Raw genomic sequence first — 17,844 nt, 5'->3', positions numbered from 1 at the left:
GCCAACCACTATGCGCGTCGCGCGCATTGTATATAGAAAATCCATATTTCTATACATAAGGCGGCCAAAATGCGGTCTATCACGCATGCTGTGCCTCCTGTTCTGGCCAGAGAGAGCTGTTCAGCGCCCCGAGAACCGTGTCTAACTGGTCACCCAGCACCTTGTCCAGCCGTCTGGCGCCGCCTTCAAAGGCGGGCATCTGGTTGATGGTGTTGCGGTCGATGATGACCTCGTGGGTGAGTTGTTTGGCCAGGCGGCCCAGCCATCGGCGCTGGGCGGGCGTCCAGCTCTGGTGGGTGTAGATGGTGTCCATCGCCTTGGCGACTCGTTGCTCGAAGGGCACCAGCGCCTCCCCCAGCGCAGCGCGGCGGATATGGCCGATAATGCTGGCGGCGATGTCCTGGTTGGTCTGGTTGCGCACGGCGCTTTGCAGGTTGGCTTCCGAGTAGCCGTGGTTGTCCAGCAGCAGCTTCACTTCCTTCAGTTGCTCGCGAGTGAGGTCGCGGGGCCGGTTCACCACTACCGCCAGGGCGGCGGACTGGTTGAGCTGGTCTTTGATGAACTGGTTGAAGCTATCCAGGTAGTCATCCGGCCGCTGGTGCGCGCCATAGCTTTGGGTGCGCTCGCGGATCTCGTCTTCGTGCTCGGAGATCAGCGGCATCTTTTCGCTGCCGAGCAGGGTTTTGACTTCGGTGAGTTGATTTAGCAGGCCGGCGTGCTGGCGTATGAATTCGGCTGCCTGTGTGGGCCCGAGGTCGCGCAGGTGCTTGTGCAGTGATTTGGGCGCGATGCCCCACTGGTGTTCCAGATCCCCCAGTTTCTGCTTGAGTGCAGGCTTGCCGTCGGCTTTCTTGTCCGCCTTGCGCAGTACCCGCATCAGCTTTTGGCTGAGCTGGCTCAACACCACATCCGCGTGGGATTCGCCTTTCTGCTCACCGGGACTGTTCAGCGCCCGCTCAAGTTGCTCCGGATCGGTAAGTTCGTCCACCAGCTGCTCAAGACTGATGTTGGGGTCCTTCACCAGGGGTTTCATGGTGTTTACGTCCTGCAGCGCCGCGTAGATATCCACCGGGTCGTAGATGCGGAACACCGTCTTGCCGATCTCGTCGCAGCGGCGGGTGGCGCGGCCGATCATCTGCTCGTACAGGATGCGCGAACGCACCCGGCGCAGGAACACCAGGTTGCAGATCCTGGGGACATCGATGCCGGTGGTGAGCAGATCCACAGTAATGGCGATATTGGGGTAGCGCTCGTTCTTGTACTCGCGGATCAGCTGGTTCACTTTGTCGCTCTGGCCGGTGATCTTGGCTACCGCGGCTTGGTTGTACTCGCCGTTGTAGAGGTCCTTGAAGGCGTCATCCAGCAAGCGCTTGACCATGTCTGCGTGCAGGTCGGTGGCGCAGAAGATCATGCTCTTCTCGTCGCCAAAGGGGTCTAGTTCCTGCACCAGCTGCTCGCAGATTACGCGATTGAAGTTCTCGTTGATCACCCGGCGGTTGAAGGCCTCGACATCGAAGTTCAGTTCGTCTTCCAGCTCGGCCGCTTCCACGGCTCCGGTCTGGATGTTGATGGCCTGGACTGCGGCGCCCTTCTCGAATTGGATACCGTTCTGGGTCAGCAGGGTTTCGTAGCGGATGGGCGGCTCGTGGTCGATCAGCCAGTCGTCGGCCACTGCCTCGCGGTAGGAGTAGGTGTACACCGGTTTGCCGAAGATCTTGCTGGTGTGCTTGGCCGGTGTGGCAGTGAGGCCAACCTTCACCGCATCGAAGTAGTCCAGCACGCGGCGGTAGGCGGACAGGTATTGACTGGCATCGCGGGTGGCCAGCTCTCCCTCGGTCATTTCCTGGTCGAGCGTATAACCGCGGTGAGCCTCGTCCACGATGATACAGTCGAACTGGTCCACCGGCGGCGGGGTATCGCTCATGAAGACGCGCTTGACCATGGCCTGCACGGTAGCCACCTGCACGCGGGTCTCCGCCTCCGCGGCCATATCGCCCAACTCGGCCACGTTGTAGATCTTGGACAGGGTGTGGTTCTGCTCCAGCGGCGCTTCGTTGAAGGCGTCGATGGCTTGCTGGCCCAGGGCGGTGCGGTCCACCAGAAACAGGATGCGCTTGAAGCGCTCGGCTTTCAGGAAGCGGTACATCAGGCCGATGATGGTGCGGGTCTTTCCGGTACCGGTGGCCATGGCCAGCAATGCCTGGCGGACGCCGGCGGCAAGCGCGTTCTCGGTGGCGACGATGGCCTTCTCCTGGTAGTCGCGCAGCTTGAGATAGCCGAAGGGTTCCTGCTGAAGTTTCTGCTCCGCCTGTTCCTTGCTGCGCTTGAGCAGGTCGAGTAGGCCGTCCGGGGTGTGGAATTTGGGTAGCGCGCGGCGGGTATTGCTGGGTTCGCGCACATCGCGGAACCAGGTGCCGGATTGCTCCTCTAGCTGCGGGACATAGGGGCGGCCGTTGCAGGAGTAGGCGAACGGCACCAGGTAATGGCCTTCCGCCTCATCCGGCCACGCCACGGTACGGCCGGCCAGCTCCCAGGCGCCGATTAGTGGGGCGGCAACTTGAATGCCCCGGCTATAGCGTTCCGCCTGGCGGATCTTGCCGGCAACATTGGTGTTCTCTTTCTTGGCTTCCACTACCGCGATGGGCGTGAGGCCGACGAAAAGGACGTAGTCTGACCGGCCACCTTGGGTAGGCCATTCTGCAATGGCTCGATTGATGCCCTTTTCCGGCCGGGCGCCTTTCTGGTAAGTCAGCTCCTGGCTGTCGGCCTCCCAGCCGGCTTCTACCAGCTGCTGATCGATCAGAATGCGGGTTAGCTCCTCGTTCAGCACGATGTGCTGGCTGGCGGCCTGGGTCCGCTTGGCGACCTTCTGGCGCTCGGCGGTGATAGTCTTGTCGCCCTGTGCGGTCAGCTGTTGCTGTAGCGCGTTGATCTTCTGCTCGTATTCCTGCCGCTGATGCGCCAAAGCCTGCTCGTGGGATGCTGCCTCTTCGGCTTTGGCCCGGGACTCCTCGTCCATCGCCACCGCCAGGGCCTCGTATTCTGCCTTCTCCTTGGCAATCAGGTCGTTGAGCTGTTGGCTGGAGTCCAGTTGGACGTTGGCCTCCTGCAGATCGTGCTTGAGCTTCTCAATCTCGGTCTGCAGCTGGCGAAGCTGTTGGCTTGGATCAGTCGGGGGAACAAAGGGGCCGGGCTTGAACTTGGTGCCCGAGCTGCTGAAGGACTGATGGAACCAAATAGCCAGGGCCCGGGCGACTTTGAGGCCGTCCAGCGCTTCTCTGTGTTGGGTCCTGAATTCGTGAGTGGCCTTGTTACCTTCGATACGCAGGGTGTGGAACAGCTCCCGCACTACAGGCTCCAGGCGCAGCTCCCGATTGAGGCGGTAAAGCAGGTCGGCCTGGCTGGTCTGCTCATCAATCTCGACGCCCACCCGGGCTGCGATGTGCTGTGCCAGGGCTTCGCCAAGCTGGCGCAGCTTGATCAGGGTGGTGTTGGGATCACTGGAGAAGGCGCGCTCGGCGGCACCAGCCAACTGGACGAACAGCTCATCGTGCTCGGCCAGGAAGCTGAAATTCATCGACAGTCCGGTATTGGCGTCCCTCACTGCTTCCCCTTTCTTATTCTGTTGATATACCGAGAAGCCTGCCTGGCTAGGGCACCAACTTCCGTGCGCATAGCGCAATGACTCAGCCGAGCGCTGAAGCCCCTTCCTGGGGCCATGACGCCTTTGTCGGGTTATCTCAGACAACTGGATGATTCTACCGGGGAATGTGAGGGAGTTCACGCCATGAAAGCGGATACCAATTGACCAAATAGGGTTTTATAGAATCGGTCGACGCTGTTCGCTGAGCGACCAGATTCCAGAGTACCGGGTCAAAGACGAAGTAGTTCGCGATATGGCTCGTCCCCAGCGTTCAAGTCGAGGTGGTGAGAGCTGATTTGAATGTAGGGTTTTGTAAGGTGTTGTTTTTTGAGCGCATTGGGCGGGGAAGGGCTTCCGAAATTGGTGTTTCGCCTTTAAGTCCCCAATAACCGTCACTTCACAAAAACCTCTCGTGACCCCCTTGCACGAATCCGAACAGGAGCATGGTAGATATCTATAAGCCTCGTCGCGTCTTGCGGGCTTTCTTGAGGCTGGTTTCCGGGTACACACCTAGGGCGAGCTGTCGCTCTCTTCTGGTGTGGGGGTGGCGATACTTGAACCTCCAGTATTTGGCGCCGGTCTTCTTCAGCAGCAGGTCCGTGCTCTTTTCGTCGGACATCTTGTAGTCCTTGTCCTTCGGTTTTGCTTGCTTACTTGCAATTCCGTCAGAGCCATAGCGCTAGCCCTGTGGCGGCGGCTGAATTTGAGGGCACCTACTGGTGCGAAATTGCGGGGTGCACCAGATGCGCCCCCAGACCCCCGGCTTTGCGAGGGCACAGACTGGGCGCCTACCACAATATGAGAGACCGCCTACGAAGGGTTGTTTTTGGAGCGCAGGCATATGAGGAAGCCGACGGCCTTATTGCGCCGCATTGAGGCGCTAGAGCAGAAGCGGGGCGCTACTGCAAATAGGCCCCTGGTCCCGCGTTTAATGTCCTGTGATGAGTGGGAGGCGCTGGCAGTGGAGCGGCAGCAATGCCCCGGGGCGTTGTCGTATGAGCTGAGCGGTTACGGCTCGATAACGTCGTCGCTGGTGCTCAGTACCGATTCATCGAAAGCTTTTAACGCTTCCTCTTTTATCCAGCGCTTAAAGCCGCGAAGGTAGACAACGTCATTGCTGGCAAAGACTACCTCATCACTTTCTTCGTCGCCGTTCTTGATGATATCGAGCAACTTCTCTTCTCTGTCACACAGGGCGCGCCAGATTACGTTGACGTTAGTTGCATCGAGAGAAAAATCATGGCTTCTCATGTTCAGGCGCTCTTCTTCTTAAATACTTTGGTGCAGCGTAATGCCAGTTCTTCGAGTAGTCCGACGTACTTATGGTAGGGCATGTTATGGGCGGCGCAAACGTGGTAATGGCCTGCAATCTTGGGGTCTTTCCATAATCTCAGCCCCGGGGGCAGAGCTGTTCCCGTTTTGATCTCGTAGACCCAGCCGGACAGCGGTGCGTCATCCAGCCCGGTCTTGTTGTACAGGCTCACACCTTGGTCATTTGCGACAACCGTCTTAATTCCGCCCACCTCGACAATCCTTACCTCGCCCTGTCGTACGTCAGCAAGTTTGGAGGAAGATGCGTTGCCGATGCGGTACAAATCTTCTTGGGTGAGGTACAGCGTTTCCGTGTTGCTCATCAGTATATCCCTATTGGTTGTTTCGGCTGGTCATCTTGCCATAGAGCAGTCTTCCTTTACTTAACTTTGTTCACATTGCTGGTGCAGAAGGGTTAAGCGCACCGCTCCGGGCCGCAGGCCGCGCACCCTGGCGGCTACTGTGCCCTCTGCGTGGCCATGTACGCCTGTGTCAACAAATTTTGAGGGGGCCGGTCTTTGGGGGAGATGCGCTACAGCCCGCATGGTACGGGGCTTTGAGTGGTGGGCCCGGACAGACTTGAACTGTCGACCTGCCGATTATGAGTCGGATGCTCTAACCAACTGAGCTACGGGCCCGCAATTTTCAAAATGCTTACATGGTGCGAACACGGAGCAACATTGCGTTGCTGGAGGTCACTGTAAGTCGTTGTTTTTTAATGTGTTTTTTCCGCTCTGCCTTACCGTGGCCCTCCCCGATTATGAGTCGGATGCTCTAACCAACTGAGCTAAGGGCCCCCACGGCGCCCGCGGCGAGACGCGCGAGCGGGTTGGCAAATTACTCGATTTTTCCTTGTGGATCAACGCCTTTCGGCACCCGACGGCGGCCGAAGCGGCAGGCGCCATTGCGCCGGGCTGGATCGCGGGTGTCGGCAGAGAGGGAAAAAAGGCAGGGGCCTTCCGGCCCCTGCCGCAGGCGGTTACTCGAAGTCGTGTGCGTGAGGGTGGGTGTCCCGGCCCTTTTCTTCGCTGGGCCTGTCGGCCACCATCACTTCCGTCGTGAGCATCAGGCCCGCAATTGACGCGGCGTTCTGCAGCGCGGAGCGGGTGACCTTGGTGGGGTCGATAATGCCCAGCTCGAGCATATCGCCGTATTCACCGGTCTGGGCGTTATAGCCGTAGGCGTTGCTCTCTCCGGTGCGGACCTTTTCCAGTATCACGCTGCCGTCGACGCCGGCGTTGGCGACTATCTGGCGGAAGGGCTCCTCCATCGCACGCAGGGCGATGTTGATACCCAGCTGTTGGTCGTCATTGGCGCCCTTCAGGCCGGATTTGCGCAGTTGGTCCGCGGCGCGCACCAGGCTGATGCCGCCACCGGGCACTATGCCCTCTTCGACGGCGGCGCGGGTCGCGTGCAGGGCGTCGTCCACCAGGTCCTTTTTCTCCTTCATTTCCACCTCGGTTGCCGCGCCCACCTTGATCACGGCGACACCGCCGGCGAGCTTGGCCACGCGCTCCTGCAGCTTTTCGCGGTCGTAGTCCGAAGTCGACTCCTCGATCTCGGCACGGATCTGGGCCGTGCGCGCGTCTATGTCGGCCTTCTTGCCGGCGCCGTCGACGATAGTGGTGTTCTCCTTGCTGATCACCACGCGCTTGGCACTGCCCAGTTGCTCCAGCTCGACTTTCTCCAGGGCTAGGCCGACCTCTTCGGAGATCAGGGTTCCGCCGGTGAGGGTGGCGATATCCTGCAGCATGGCCTTGCGGCGGTCGCCGAAGCCCGGTGCCTTGACCGCGGCGGCTTTGAGTATGCCGCGCAGGTTGTTGACCACCAGCGTTGCCAGCGCCTCGCCCTCGATATCCTCGGCGATGAGCAGCAGCGGGCGCCCGGCCTTGGCCACCGCCTCGAGCAGCGACAGCAGGTCGCGGATATTGCTGATCTTTTTGTCGAACAGCAGGATATAGGGGTTTTCCAACTCGACCTGCATCTTGTCCTGGTTGGTGATGAAGTAGGGCGACAGGTAGCCGCGGTCGAACTGCATACCCTCGACGACTTCCAGTTCGTTTTGCAGCGACTTGCCTTCTTCGACGGTGATAACCCCGTCGCGGCCCACTTTCTCCATCGCCTCGGCGAGAATCTCCCCTATGTCGGTGTTCCAGTTGGCGGATACCGTCGCCACCTGGCCGATGGACTTACTGTCGTCGCAGGGCTTGGACAGCTCGGTCAGCTGTTCGGTGGCGGCCCTGACGGCGGCGTCGATACCGCGCTTGAGGTCCATCGGATTCATGCCCGCGGCGATGGCCTTGTGGCCTTCGCGAACCAGGGCCTGGGCCAGCACGGTCGCGGTGGTGGTGCCGTCGCCGGCCACGTCGGCGGTCTTGGATGCGACCTCCTTCACCATTTGCGCGCCCATGTTTTCGAACTTGTCTTTCAGTTCGATTTCCTTGGCGACGGATACGCCGTCTTTGGTGACCCGCGGTGCGCCGAAGCTTTTATCGAGCACGACGTTGCGGCCCTTGGGGCCGAGTGTGGCCTTTACCGCGTTCGCCAGAATGTTGACGCCGGACAACATGCGCTCGCGGGCATCGTCGGAAAATTTTACGGTCTTCGCACTCATGCTGCTTGCTCCTGTACGCTGGTTTGATCCAGTACCGCCAAAATGTCGGATTCCTTGATGATCAGGTAGGTCTCGTTGTCGATTTTGACTTCCGGGCCGGAGTACTGGCCAAACAAAATGCGATCGCCGGCTTTAACCGCCAGCGGCCTCAGTTCTCCATTGTCCAGTAGAGCACCTTCACCCACCGCGTAAACCTCACCCTGGGTGGACTTTTCAGCGGCCTTGTCCGGAATAACAATGCCGCCTTTGGTGACGGTTTCTGCAGGAAGACGTTTGACAACCACCCGGTCGTGGAGCGGTCTGATACTCATTGGATTTCCTCCTATAAGTAAACGCAACAATTGCAGGTAAAAGCAGAAATCATAAAATGGATGCAGGAAAGCTGGGGAATGCGGTATATATTCCTCCCGGCCTCCTGAACGGCAAAATAGGATCGACCCGATGCTTTTCAAGAGAGGCCAATGGGTAATTTTTATAATTTTTTTTTATTAAAAGTGACCCAATGAAAATGGAAATTTTCTAAGCTTGGTTTATAGTTTTTAAAAGGCTTCTAAGCGAGCCTGAAGAGCCCGAGGAGGTCCCAGATGTCCCTGGTGCAGCAACAAAAATTTGCAATGACCCTGGCCGACTACTTTCGCGAGCGACTGGAGGAGCACGGACAGCAGCTGACGCCCCCGCCGCACAAGGACACGCTCTGGTATATGGCCACTATGCTCGCCCGTTTCGGCGACAGTGACCAGCTCTTCAGCTACGATCGGGGCGAGGTGAGTATCCGTCCCCTGGCCCTGCTCTACAAGGACGCCTGGGAGGCCGTCGATCCCGGGGAGCGCTGCCTGATCCTGCGGCAGTTGGGTGACCTGGCGTTGTTTCTCGGGGCGCTGTTTCCGGAGAGTTTCGCCCGCCGCGGCATTCTCAAGGATTACTTTATCGGCATGGGTGGCGGTGCCTATGACTATCTCTCTGAAAATTCGCGGCAAAACCGCCATATCTTTTCCGAACTCGCGGCGATGTTTGCGCGTATGCTGGAGCTCGTTGCGCAGGTATGCGCCCGACAGAAGCTGTTCGACGCCGCCGATGTCCTGAACCTCTACCAGCGCTGGCGCCAGAGCCGGGACCCGCGACTCGCCGGCCAACTGTTGGCCCTGGGAATCAGTCTGCCCGAGTCGGACTTGCCGCATTAGTGTGGTGTAAGGTACTAAATGCGGTTATCAGAGCCCCCCAAAATGTTCACAGCAAGGCGCCGCTCGCAGGGAATGGCTCGCCCTTTTCAAGAGCGGCAACGCGGCTGTGGACATTTTGGGGGGCTCCCTTCGGGCGGGCCGCTAAGCAGCCATCTGCGGCGTTGCATTTGCACGGCTACCAGCGCCAGTCGAAACCCAGGTTGGCGCTGCCCCCCTCCCAGTCCAGGTCGTCGATGGAGCGCTGGTAGCCGATATTGGCGAAGGCGCTGCCGCCGCGCCTTTCCAGCCATACAAAGCCTGCCCCTATCTCCGCCCAACTGGCGCGGCGCTCGCCGTCCAGGCGGGTCTTGCCGAACAGCAGTTCGTCGTTGCCGCTGAGGGTGTGCCAGAGGTTGGTGAACAGGTAGTAGCGGTTGTTCCCGCGGCTGTTGTAGCCGCGCAGACCGGCGCGCAGGGTGGCTTCCGGGGTCATGTCCGGTTCCGCGAGGGAGATGCCGTCCTGAAAGGCGCTGAGGTTGGTGTAGTTGGCCACAGCCTGGAGCTGGGGCTCCAGGTTGATGCCGTCGGTGGCGGCGAAGGTGAAGCCTTTCTCCACCGAGATCGTCAACTGGGGGCCGCGCACGGTGTCGCCGATATCCCGGGTGGAGAGGCTTTCCAGTTCCAGTAAGGCGGCCCTGAATACTATGTCCAGGTAGCCTCGGTCCGCCCGGTGGTGGGTCATATAGCCGCCCAGGTAGTAGCTGTCCAGTTCGTTGTGGCCTGCGTGGTAGTCTTTGAAACCCCGGGCGAATCCGCGCACGTCGCCCCCGGTGCGGCTGCCGCCGAAAAACAGACCCCACTCCCGCAGGCCGGCATCGGTAGGCCAACTGAAGAGATTGGCCCCCAGTTGAAAGCCGCTGGTACGGCCATCGAAGCGATTTTCCACTGCGCCTCCCCAGCCGAGCCGTCCGTCCTTGTGGTGCAGGCGCACCCAGGCGCAGCTGTTCGCTTCGGTCCAGTTGCCCTGGTCGCCGCAGCGGTCGTGGTAGCTGCCGACCTCCTCAAGGGCGACCCGGTGGGCCAGGGGTTTGGCCTGGGCGTAGAGGGGGATTTCCGGGCGGTAGAGTGGCAGCGGGGCCGCGCCCGGCGGTGGTGCCGGTGCCACCAGGGTGGGAGAAGAGGTTCCGGCGGCCGGCGGTGCGCTGCCCGGTAGCACACTGGAGCGCAGGTACCAGTTGTTCTCCAGGGACCGGTTTCCGCCGGCGCCGCGAAACAGGAAGTATTCGTAGGGGCCGGCGGACAGGGAGCCCTGCATGTGGAAGGCGCCGTCTGCGGTGGAGCCGTCGCCAGTAGCCTCTACCAGGAGTATGCCGGTGTCCGTCTGCTCCCCCCTGCCGCCCGCCCAGTTGACCTGGATTTCGGTGCTACCGGTGGCGTGGCCGCCATCGATGACGAGTCTGTCCGCCGGGGAATCGTCGCCCAGGAGCACCGCGTCCAGGTGCAGGGTGCCGCTGCCGATGTAGTCGCCGCCGATGGTGAGGTGGTTCGCGGTATTTCCCCGCAGATCGATGCTCCCGCGATTTTCCACCAGCAGATGTCGTCCGGCGGGAGGGGCGATACGGGCATTGAGCTCCGGTATCCGCAGTACGCTGCCGGGGCCGACGATCAGGCGGGTGGGCAGTGAGTCGCTGTCGGCGGAGAGGGCGATTTTCGGGTCGCAGTAGCCGGCGCAGAGCGTTAAGAGGAGAACGGCAGCGCGGCGGATACGGGAAATACGCGGGCGCGTCATAAACCTGTCCCTGGTTTATAGCGGTATTGGTACTTTAGTGCAGGAAGTCTAGTGGAGTCGGGGGAAGGTGGTGGCTGCAGCGGCGGATAAAGCTCTGGATTGGGGCAGGGGGCACTAAGTTAAGATGGGGCGGGCCTGCTACCGGGGGTTCTTTGCGGGACACGCCGTGAATACGTCCTTGTAGGCTTGTCTGCGAGGTCCCTCTCGCAAACAGTCCCGCAAAGAACCCCCGGTATCAGGCCCTTCGCATCACGTCTATCGCTTAACTCAGTGTCATCCAGATCAGAGCCAGCGAGGCAGCAGGATGCAGCCCCAGGTGGTGAGCCACAGCAGGAGGGAGAGGGAGACGGCGGCGGAGCCGGTGTCCTTGGCGATTTTCGACAGCGGGTGCTTTTCCGGACCCACCCGGTCCACCACCGCTTCCACCGCGCTGTTGAGCAGTTCCACAATCATCACCAGCAGGGTGACGCCGACCAGCAGTGCGCGCTCGAGGCCGCTCTGTCCCTGCCACAGGGCCATGGGGATCAGGAAGATTGCCAGGGTTACTTCCTGGCGGAAAGCGGCTTCATTGCGCCAGGTGGCGGCGAGGCCGTGCCAGGAGTAGCTGGTGGCGTCGATCAGGCGGGCGACACCGGTTTTGCCGGGTTTGTTGACGAACTGTTCTTGCATGGGCATTTCTTTGTGTCATCTCCTTACCACCCTCTCCCGGCCCCTCTCCCGCAAAGCGGGAGAGGGGAGGGTACGGATGGCGGATTAACCTTCGTCCAGGAAACTGCGCAGGTGTTCCGAGCGGGACGGGTGGCGCAGCTTGCGCAGGGCCTTGGCCTCGATCTGGCGGATGCGCTCGCGGGTCACATCGAACTGCTTGCCCACTTCCTCGAGGGTGTGGTCGGTGTTCATGTCGATTCCGAAACGCATGCGCAGCACCTTGGCCTCGCGCGCGGTCAGACCGGAGAGCACGGAGCGGGTGGCATCGTGCAGGCCGGTCTGGGTGGCGGTGTCAATCGGCGAGGACTGGTTCTGGTCCTCGATAAAGTCGCCCAGGTGCGAATCCTCATCGTCGCCGATGGGGGTCTCCATGGAGATGGGCTCCTTGGCGATCTTCAGCACCTTGCGCACCTTGTCTTCCGGCATCTCCATGCGCTCGCCCAGCTCTTCCGGGGTGGGCTCGCGGCCCATCTCCTGGAGCATCTGCCGGCTGATGCGATTGAGCTTGTTGATGGTCTCAATCATGTGCACCGGGATGCGGATGGTGCGCGCCTGGTCCGCGATGGAGCGGGTGATGGCCTGGCGGATCCACCAGGTGGCGTAGGTGGAGAACTTGTAGCCGCGGCGGTATTCGAACTTGTCCACCGCCTTCATCAGGCCGATGTTGCCCTCCTGGATCAGGTCCAGGAACTGCAGGCCGCGGTTGGTGTACTTCTTGGCGATGGAGATCACCAGGCGCAGGTTGGCCTCCACCATCTCCTTCTTGGCGCGGCGGGAGCGGGCCTCGCCGATGGACATGCGGCGGTTGATCTCCTTGACCTGGCCGATATCCAGGCCGGCGCGCTCCTGGCACTGGGCCAGCTTGCGCTGGGCGCGGATGATGTCCTCGGCCACCTGGCGCAGGGCGTCGGAGTAGTCGCGCTTCTTCTTGATGATGCCCGGGATCCAGTCCTCGTTGGTCTCGTTGCCGGGGAACTCCTTGATGAAGGTCTTGCGCGGCATCTTCGCCCGCTTGATGCACAGGTTCATCACGGTGCGCTCCTGCTCGCGCACGTCGTCGAGAATGCTGCGCACTTCGTTGTACAGCGGGTCGAACTGGCGCGGGGCCAGCTTGAAGTAGCGGAATACCTCGCCCACGTCCTCCAGGGCCTCTCCGGCCTGTTTGGAGTCGCGGCCGTGCTTCTTGATCGCGGCGTCCGCCTTCTTCTGCGCGGCGATCAGCTTCTTCATACGCTCGGCCAGCTCTTCCGGGTCGATGCCGCCGGTGTTCTCCTCTTCCTCTTGGGTAGAGTCGTCGTCGTCATCGTCGTCGTCGGAGCTGCTGTCCTCGGCTTCGCTGTTGGTGTCGGCGCCCTGGCCGGTCTGTGCCCCCGGGGGCACGTCCTCAGCCGGGTCGAGCCAGCCGGCGATCACGTCGGGGATACGGCGCTCTTCCTTCTCGATCAGCTTGTACTCGTCGATGACATGCTGCACGGCGCCGGGCCAGTACGCCAGGGCGGCCATCAGCTCGCGCAGGCCCTCTTCGATGCGCTTGGCAATGGCGATCTCACCCTCGCGGGTGAGCAGCTCCACGGTGCCCATTTCGCGCATGTACATGCGCACCGGGTCGGTGGTGCGGCCCACGTCGGATTCCACCGCGGCCAGGGCGGCGGCGGCCTCGGCGGCGGCGATTTCATCGGCGGAGCTGTCGCCTTCGGCCATCAGCAACTCTTCGGCATCCGGTGCGGTTTCGTACACCTTGATGCCCATGTCGTTGATCATGCCAATGATGTCTTCCACCTGATCCGGATCGGAAATGTCCTCCGGCAGGTGGTCGTTTACTTCTGCGTAGGTCAGATAGCCCTGCTCTTTGCCGCGGGCGATCAGTTCCTTAATACGGGAAGTCTGCTGTTGGGTGTTGTCGGTCATGCACAACCCTGAAAAAATTTGGTGGGATAATAACGGGACAAAGACTCGGGATTATAGCGTATTTGCGATAGCAATAACCACTCTGACTGTCAAGCGACGTCTGGGTTCGGTGTCTGGAGTGCTCGGGTTTCCCGGCCCCGCCCGGGGTTGACTGGATATGGTGTTGCGTCGCGGGTTTTCAAGGGCTGCGCCGGGGTTATTCGCGACTGCGCCGCCAGTGTGCCAGCAGCGCCATCTGCTCCTCCGCGCTGAGCTGGCCGCTGCCGCCTTTCAACTGCTCCAGCAGGTCGCGGTTGCGCTGCTTCTGCTCGGCCAGCTCCAGGCGTTGCAGGCAGTCGGAGAACTCCGCCTGGGGATCGTATTCCATTTGCCTGTCGTGGTTCCCGGCAATCGGGTGGCTGGAAGACAGCCGGGTCAGGATATCCAGTGACTGCTTGTCCTTGTGCGCCATCCAGTGGCCGAAGAACTGGTTCTGGTTGCAGTTCGGGCGCTGGTGCATGACCTGAAGCACCTCGCCGAAGAGTTGCAGGTCGGGGTGATCGCTATCGAGAAACCGGCGGCTGTCGCCGATCTGCTGCGCCAGTTGGGGGTGGTGCAGCAGTAGGGCGATCAACATCCGCTCCGCGGGCAATCGATACTGGCCGCTACGGCGGGGTTCGGGGGAGGGTGATCGCCGGGGCTCGCGGGCCGGTTCGTATCCCGGCGGCGGTATATCGCCGGGGTCCTCGGGGTTGGGGGGCGGCTCGGCCCCGGCCTGTTCCGGCTGCGGTTCGCGCTGGGCCTGGGCCCTGGCCTTTTCCGCGATGATCACTTCTTCCAGGGTGTCCCTGTCCAGGCCGGTGCGCGCGGCCAACTGCTGGAACATCAGTTGGCGGTAGACGCCAGGGGGCAGCAGGTCGAGCAGTGGCGCGGCCAGTTTGGACAGACGCGCGCGGCCGTCCATGGTCTGCAGGTTGATGCCCTCGGCGAGCAGGTCGAACAGGAAGTCCTCCAGGGGGCGCGCCTGCTCTTCGATCAGCCGGGTAAAACGCTCCCCGCCCAGTTGGCGCACCAGGGTGTCCGGGTCCTCGCCCTCCGGCAGCAGCAGGAAGCGCAGGCTGCGCCCGTCCTGCATCTGCGGCAGGGCGGATTCCATGGCGCGGCGGGCGGCGCTGCGCCCGGCGCGGTCGCCGTCGAAGCAGAACACCAGCTCCGGCGCGTGGCGGAAGGCCAACTGGATATGCTCCTCGCCGCAGGCGGTGCCCAGGGTGGCCACAGCGCAGCGGATGCCGAACTGGGCCAGGGCCACCACGTCCATATAGCCCTCCACCAGGATCAGCCGCTCCAGTTCGCGGTTGGCCTGGCGGGCCTCCCAGAGGCCGTAGAGCTCGCGGCCCTTGTGAAAGATGGGGGTCTCGGGGGAGTTCAGGTATTTGGGTTTTTCGTCTCCCAGCACCCGCCCGCCGAAGGCGATGGCGCGCCCCTGGCGATCGCGGATCGGGAACATGATGCGGTTGCGGAAGCGGTCGTAGTGGTGGCGCGTGCCGGGCTTGGTGGTGCCGTCGCTGTCCTGGCGGCGGATGGCGAGGCCCGCGAGCTCCAGCTGGTCCGCCTTCTCGGCGCTGTCGCCCAGGTGGTTGAGCAGGTTGTCCCAGCCCGGCGGCGCCAGGCCGATGCCGAAGTCCCGCGCTATTTCGCCGGACAGGCCGCGCTGCCGGAGGTAGGCGATCGCGCGGCCGGCGGCCGGATGCTCGCGCAGCTGCGCGCGAAAGTAGTCCGCAGCCTTTTCGGTGACCTGGTACAGCGACTGGCTCCGACGCTGGCGCTGCTCTTGACCCGGGGCCAATTGCTCTCGCGGGACTTCCAGCCCCTGGCTGGCGGCCAGTTTTTCCACCGCCTCGGGGAAGCCCAGGCGGTCGTACTCCATCAGGAAACCGACCGCGTTGCCATTGGCGCCGCAGCCGAAGCAGTAGTAGAACTGCTTTTGCGGGCTGACGGTAAAAGACGGGGTCTTTTCATCGTGAAACGGGCAACAGGCGGAATAGTTTTTCCCGGTCTTGCGCAGTTTGACCCGGCTGTCGATCACCTCGACGATATCCGCCCGCGCGAGCAGGTCGTCGATAAAGTGCTGGGGGATCTTGCCGGCCATAGTTTCTCGATGTGTGTAAGTAAGCCCTAGCCGAGCTGCGCCTTGACCAGTCTGCTCACCGCGCCCATGTCCGCGCGGCCCTGCACCTGGGGTTTCACCAGGGCCATCACCTTGCCCATGTCCGCCATGCCGCTGGCGCCGGTTTCTTTTACCGCGGCGGCGACGATTTCACTGATCTCCGCCTCGGAGAGCTGCTCCGGCAGGAATTCCTGGATCACGTCGATTTCCGCCTGTTCCACCGCCGCCAATTCTGCGCGGCCGGCTTTCTCATACTGGGCGATTGAATCGCGGCGCTGTTTGGTCATCTTGTCCAGCAGGGCGAGAATGCGCGCGTCGTCCAGCTCGATGCGCTCGTCCACCTCCACCCGCTTGATCTCCGCATTGATCAGGCGCAGGGTGGCCAGGCGCTCCTTGGCGCGGGCTTTCATGGCGTCCTTGGTGGCTTGGGTGATGGAGTCCTTCAGTGTGCTCATGGTTCTTATTTCCGGGTGGGGTTGCACTGATTCTGTAGGAGCGGCCCATGGCCGCGATCGGGCTTTACGTTGGCAGGGAGCCCGATCGCGGCCATGGGCCGCTCTTACAGGAGGCGGCAAGCTTGTGAGTGAGTGCCAAGAATAACGCTTTCCCCAACAACAAAAAACGGCGCGCGGGTTCGGCCCGCGCGCCGTTTTTTGTTCTGTTCCGGGCCTCTGGCTTCTGGCCAGTGGCGCCTGCAGCCTCTTAGTGGTGCTGCAGTCCTTAATAAAGACGCTGGAACTTGCGGTTCTCGCGCTGCAGCTTCTTGGCGTGGCGTTTCACAGCCGCGGCCGCCTTGCGCTTGCGCACAGCGGTGGGCTTTTCGTAGAACTCGCGGCGGCGCACTTCAGACAGTACACCGGCTTTTTCGCAGGAGCGCTTGAAGCGGCGCAGGGCGATGTCAAAAGGTTCGTTGTCTTTCAGTCGTACTGATGGCATTTGTTTACCTGTAATTCGTTTCTCTCGGCCTTTCCGGCAATTGCGTCTCGCAGCTGCATTCCGGAGGCCGGTCCAGAGCGAGGGCGCAAATTCTATACACTCGCCCCGGCGATCGCAAGCCTCATTTCGGGTATGATAGCCGGCCTCGAAAATGGTCCCCAACGGAGTCGAAGTGCGAGTCCTCGGTATTGAAACCTCCTGCGATGAAACCGGCGTCGCGCTGTACGACAGCGAGCAAGGACTGCTCGGTCACGCGCTGTTCAGCCAGGTGGACCTGCACGCGGACTACGGCGGTGTAGTGCCGGAACTGGCCAGCCGCGACCATGTGCGCAAGCTGCTGCCGCTGGTGCGCCGGGTGATGGAGCAGACCGGCACCCGCCCCGGCGACCTGGACGGCGTCGCCTATACCGCCGGGCCGGGGCTGATCGGCGCATTGATGGTGGGCGCCTGTGCCGGCCGTGCCCTGGCCTACGGCTGGAATCTGCCGGCGGTGGCGGTGCACCATATGGAGGGGCACCTGCTGGCGCCCATGCTGGAGGAGAACCCCCCCGCCTTCCCGTTTGTGGCCCTGCTGGTCTCCGGCGGCCACACTCAATTGGTGGACGTGTGCGGCCTGGGGCAATACCGGCTCCTGGGGGAATCCCTGGACGACGCCGCCGGCGAGGCCTTCGACAAGGCCGCCAAGATGCTCGACCTGGACTACCCCGGAGGCCCGCGCCTGGCGGCGCTGGCGGAAAAGGGCGACCCGCGGCGTTTCACCTTCCCCCGCCCGATGACCGACAGGCCGGGCCTGGATTTCAGCTTCTCCGGGCTCAAGACCTACACCCTGAATACCGTGCGCGATCACGCCCTCGAAGACGGCCTGCCGGACCCGCAGACCTGCGCGGATATCGCCGCCGCCTTCCAGGAGGCGGTGGTGGATACCCTGGTGATCAAGTGCCGCCGGGCGATCCGGGCCACCGGGCGCAAGACCCTGGTGGTGGCCGGCGGCGTGTCCGCCAACAGGCTGCTGCGCGAGCGGCTGGAGGCACGCCTGGCGCAGGAGGGCGCAGGCGTCTACTACCCGCGTCACGAATTCTGTACCGACAACGGCGCGATGATCGCCTACGCCGGGTGCCTGCGCCTGAAGGCGGGCCAGCGCGAGAACCTGGACATCACAGTGCGGCCCCGCTGGCCGCTGACGGAACTGGCGGAGAGCTGATTGGATGGAGAGTTGAGTTGGATATCGTCTATATACGCGATTTGAAGGTGGATACCATTATCGGTATCTACGACTGGGAGCGGGAAGTGCGCCAGACGGTGAGCCTGGACCTGGAGATGGCGTTCAATATTGCCGAGGCCGCGCGCACCGACAATATCGAGCACACCCTCAACTACAAGGCGGTGGCCAAGCGCCTGATCGCCTTTATCGAGGGCAGTGAGTTCCTGCTGGTGGAGACCATGGCGGAAAAGATCGCGGCCATAGTGCGCGACGAGTTCGAGGTGCCCTGGCTGCGCCTGCGCCTGTCCAAGCCCGGTGCCGTGCGCGGCTCGCGGGATGTGGGGGTACTCATAGAGCGCGGCTCATTATCAGCCTCAGCCGCGGGCGCTTTATCGGCCGCAGGCGCCAAACCGACCGGGGCCGGATAA

At 62.1% G+C, this 17,844-nt stretch carries 15 protein-coding genes and 2 tRNA genes; 3 read left to right on the top strand and 14 right to left on the bottom strand.

The annotated features are described in order from the left end of the window. Positions 1-79 precede the first annotated feature (79 nt). The 8 genes from hsdR to PP263_RS12995 form a co-directional block, all read right to left on the bottom strand. A complete protein-coding gene (gene hsdR / locus PP263_RS13030) occupies positions 80-3,604 on the bottom strand; it encodes a type I restriction-modification system endonuclease (RefSeq protein WP_308363951.1) in 3,525 nt (1,174 codons plus the stop codon). Positions 3,605-4,097: 493 nt separating this feature from the next. Then, positions 4,098-4,304 (bottom strand): integrase arm-type DNA-binding domain-containing protein, encoded by a 207-nt coding sequence (locus PP263_RS13025; protein ID WP_308368610.1) that lies wholly within the window; start codon positions 4,302-4,304, stop codon positions 4,098-4,100. 347 nt (positions 4,305-4,651) lie between these two features. Beyond that, a complete protein-coding gene (locus PP263_RS13020; RefSeq protein ID WP_308363950.1) occupies positions 4,652-4,894 on the bottom strand; it encodes a hypothetical protein in 243 nt (80 codons plus the stop codon). Positions 4,895-4,896: 2 nt separating this feature from the next. Further along, on the bottom strand, positions 4,897-5,277 hold the full coding sequence (locus tag PP263_RS13015; protein WP_308363946.1) for a hypothetical protein: 381 nt from the start codon (positions 5,275-5,277) through the stop codon (positions 4,897-4,899). A gap of 238 nt (positions 5,278-5,515) precedes the next feature. Then, positions 5,516-5,592: transfer RNA gene (locus PP263_RS13010), tRNA-Ile, on the bottom strand. Between the two features lie 51 nt (positions 5,593-5,643). After that, positions 5,644-5,745 (bottom strand) — tRNA-Met (locus PP263_RS13005). Between the two features lie 188 nt (positions 5,746-5,933). After that, the gene (groL, locus tag PP263_RS13000; protein ID WP_308363944.1) at positions 5,934-7,568 is read right to left on the bottom strand and encodes a chaperonin GroEL; all 1,635 of its coding nucleotides are present in this window, start codon (positions 7,566-7,568) and stop codon (positions 5,934-5,936) included. Further along, positions 7,565-7,879: a co-chaperone GroES gene (locus PP263_RS12995; protein WP_308363941.1), complete on the bottom strand. Its 315-nt coding sequence runs from the start codon at positions 7,877-7,879 to the stop codon at positions 7,565-7,567. Before PP263_RS12995 ends, groL begins: the two co-directional genes overlap by 4 nt. 273 nt (positions 7,880-8,152) lie before the next feature. On the opposite strand from PP263_RS12995, the gene PP263_RS12990 reads away from it, so the two are divergent. Beyond that, complete coding sequence (locus PP263_RS12990) at positions 8,153-8,749, top strand: hypothetical protein (RefSeq protein WP_308363939.1); 597 nt, start codon at positions 8,153-8,155, stop codon at positions 8,747-8,749. Between the two features lie 175 nt (positions 8,750-8,924). Here the strand turns inward: PP263_RS12990 and PP263_RS12985 are convergent, their stop codons facing one another. From PP263_RS12985 to rpsU, 6 genes are all read right to left on the bottom strand, one after another. Beyond that, complete coding sequence (locus PP263_RS12985; protein ID WP_308363938.1) at positions 8,925-10,517, bottom strand: autotransporter outer membrane beta-barrel domain-containing protein; 1,593 nt, start codon at positions 10,515-10,517, stop codon at positions 8,925-8,927. 282 nt (positions 10,518-10,799) lie between these two features. After that, positions 10,800-11,186 (bottom strand): diacylglycerol kinase, encoded by a 387-nt coding sequence (locus tag PP263_RS12980; RefSeq protein WP_308363937.1) that lies wholly within the window; start codon positions 11,184-11,186, stop codon positions 10,800-10,802. A gap of 84 nt (positions 11,187-11,270) precedes the next feature. Then, entirely contained in the window at positions 11,271-13,133 is a 1,863-nt protein-coding gene (gene rpoD, locus PP263_RS12975) for an RNA polymerase sigma factor RpoD (RefSeq protein WP_308363936.1), read from the bottom strand. A 196-nt stretch (positions 13,134-13,329) separates the two neighbouring features. Next, on the bottom strand, positions 13,330-15,261 hold the full coding sequence (gene dnaG / locus PP263_RS12970) for a DNA primase (RefSeq protein ID WP_308363935.1): 1,932 nt from the start codon (positions 15,259-15,261) through the stop codon (positions 13,330-13,332). 26 nt (positions 15,262-15,287) lie between these two features. Continuing rightward, complete coding sequence (locus PP263_RS12965) at positions 15,288-15,734, bottom strand: GatB/YqeY domain-containing protein (RefSeq protein WP_308363933.1); 447 nt, start codon at positions 15,732-15,734, stop codon at positions 15,288-15,290. Positions 15,735-15,999: 265 nt separating this feature from the next. Next, positions 16,000-16,215 carry a 30S ribosomal protein S21 gene (rpsU, locus tag PP263_RS12960; RefSeq protein ID WP_183461320.1) on the bottom strand — a complete coding sequence of 72 codons (216 nt, stop codon included), beginning with the start codon at positions 16,213-16,215 and terminating at the stop codon, positions 16,000-16,002. A 172-nt stretch (positions 16,216-16,387) separates the two neighbouring features. Between rpsU and tsaD the strand changes: the two genes are divergently transcribed. Beyond that, positions 16,388-17,416 carry a tRNA (adenosine(37)-N6)-threonylcarbamoyltransferase complex transferase subunit TsaD gene (gene tsaD / locus PP263_RS12955; RefSeq protein WP_308363930.1) on the top strand — a complete coding sequence of 343 codons (1,029 nt, stop codon included), beginning with the start codon at positions 16,388-16,390 and terminating at the stop codon, positions 17,414-17,416. A gap of 17 nt (positions 17,417-17,433) precedes the next feature. After that, positions 17,434-17,844 (top strand): dihydroneopterin aldolase, encoded by a 411-nt coding sequence (gene folB / locus PP263_RS12950; protein WP_308363929.1) that lies wholly within the window; start codon positions 17,434-17,436, stop codon positions 17,842-17,844.

Source organism: Microbulbifer sp. TB1203, from assembly GCF_030997045.1.
In the GTDB taxonomy this organism is placed as follows: domain Bacteria; phylum Pseudomonadota; class Gammaproteobacteria; order Pseudomonadales; family Cellvibrionaceae; genus Microbulbifer.
Note: the sequence above shows the minus strand (reverse complement) of the source record. Positions and strands in the feature narration are given on the sequence as shown.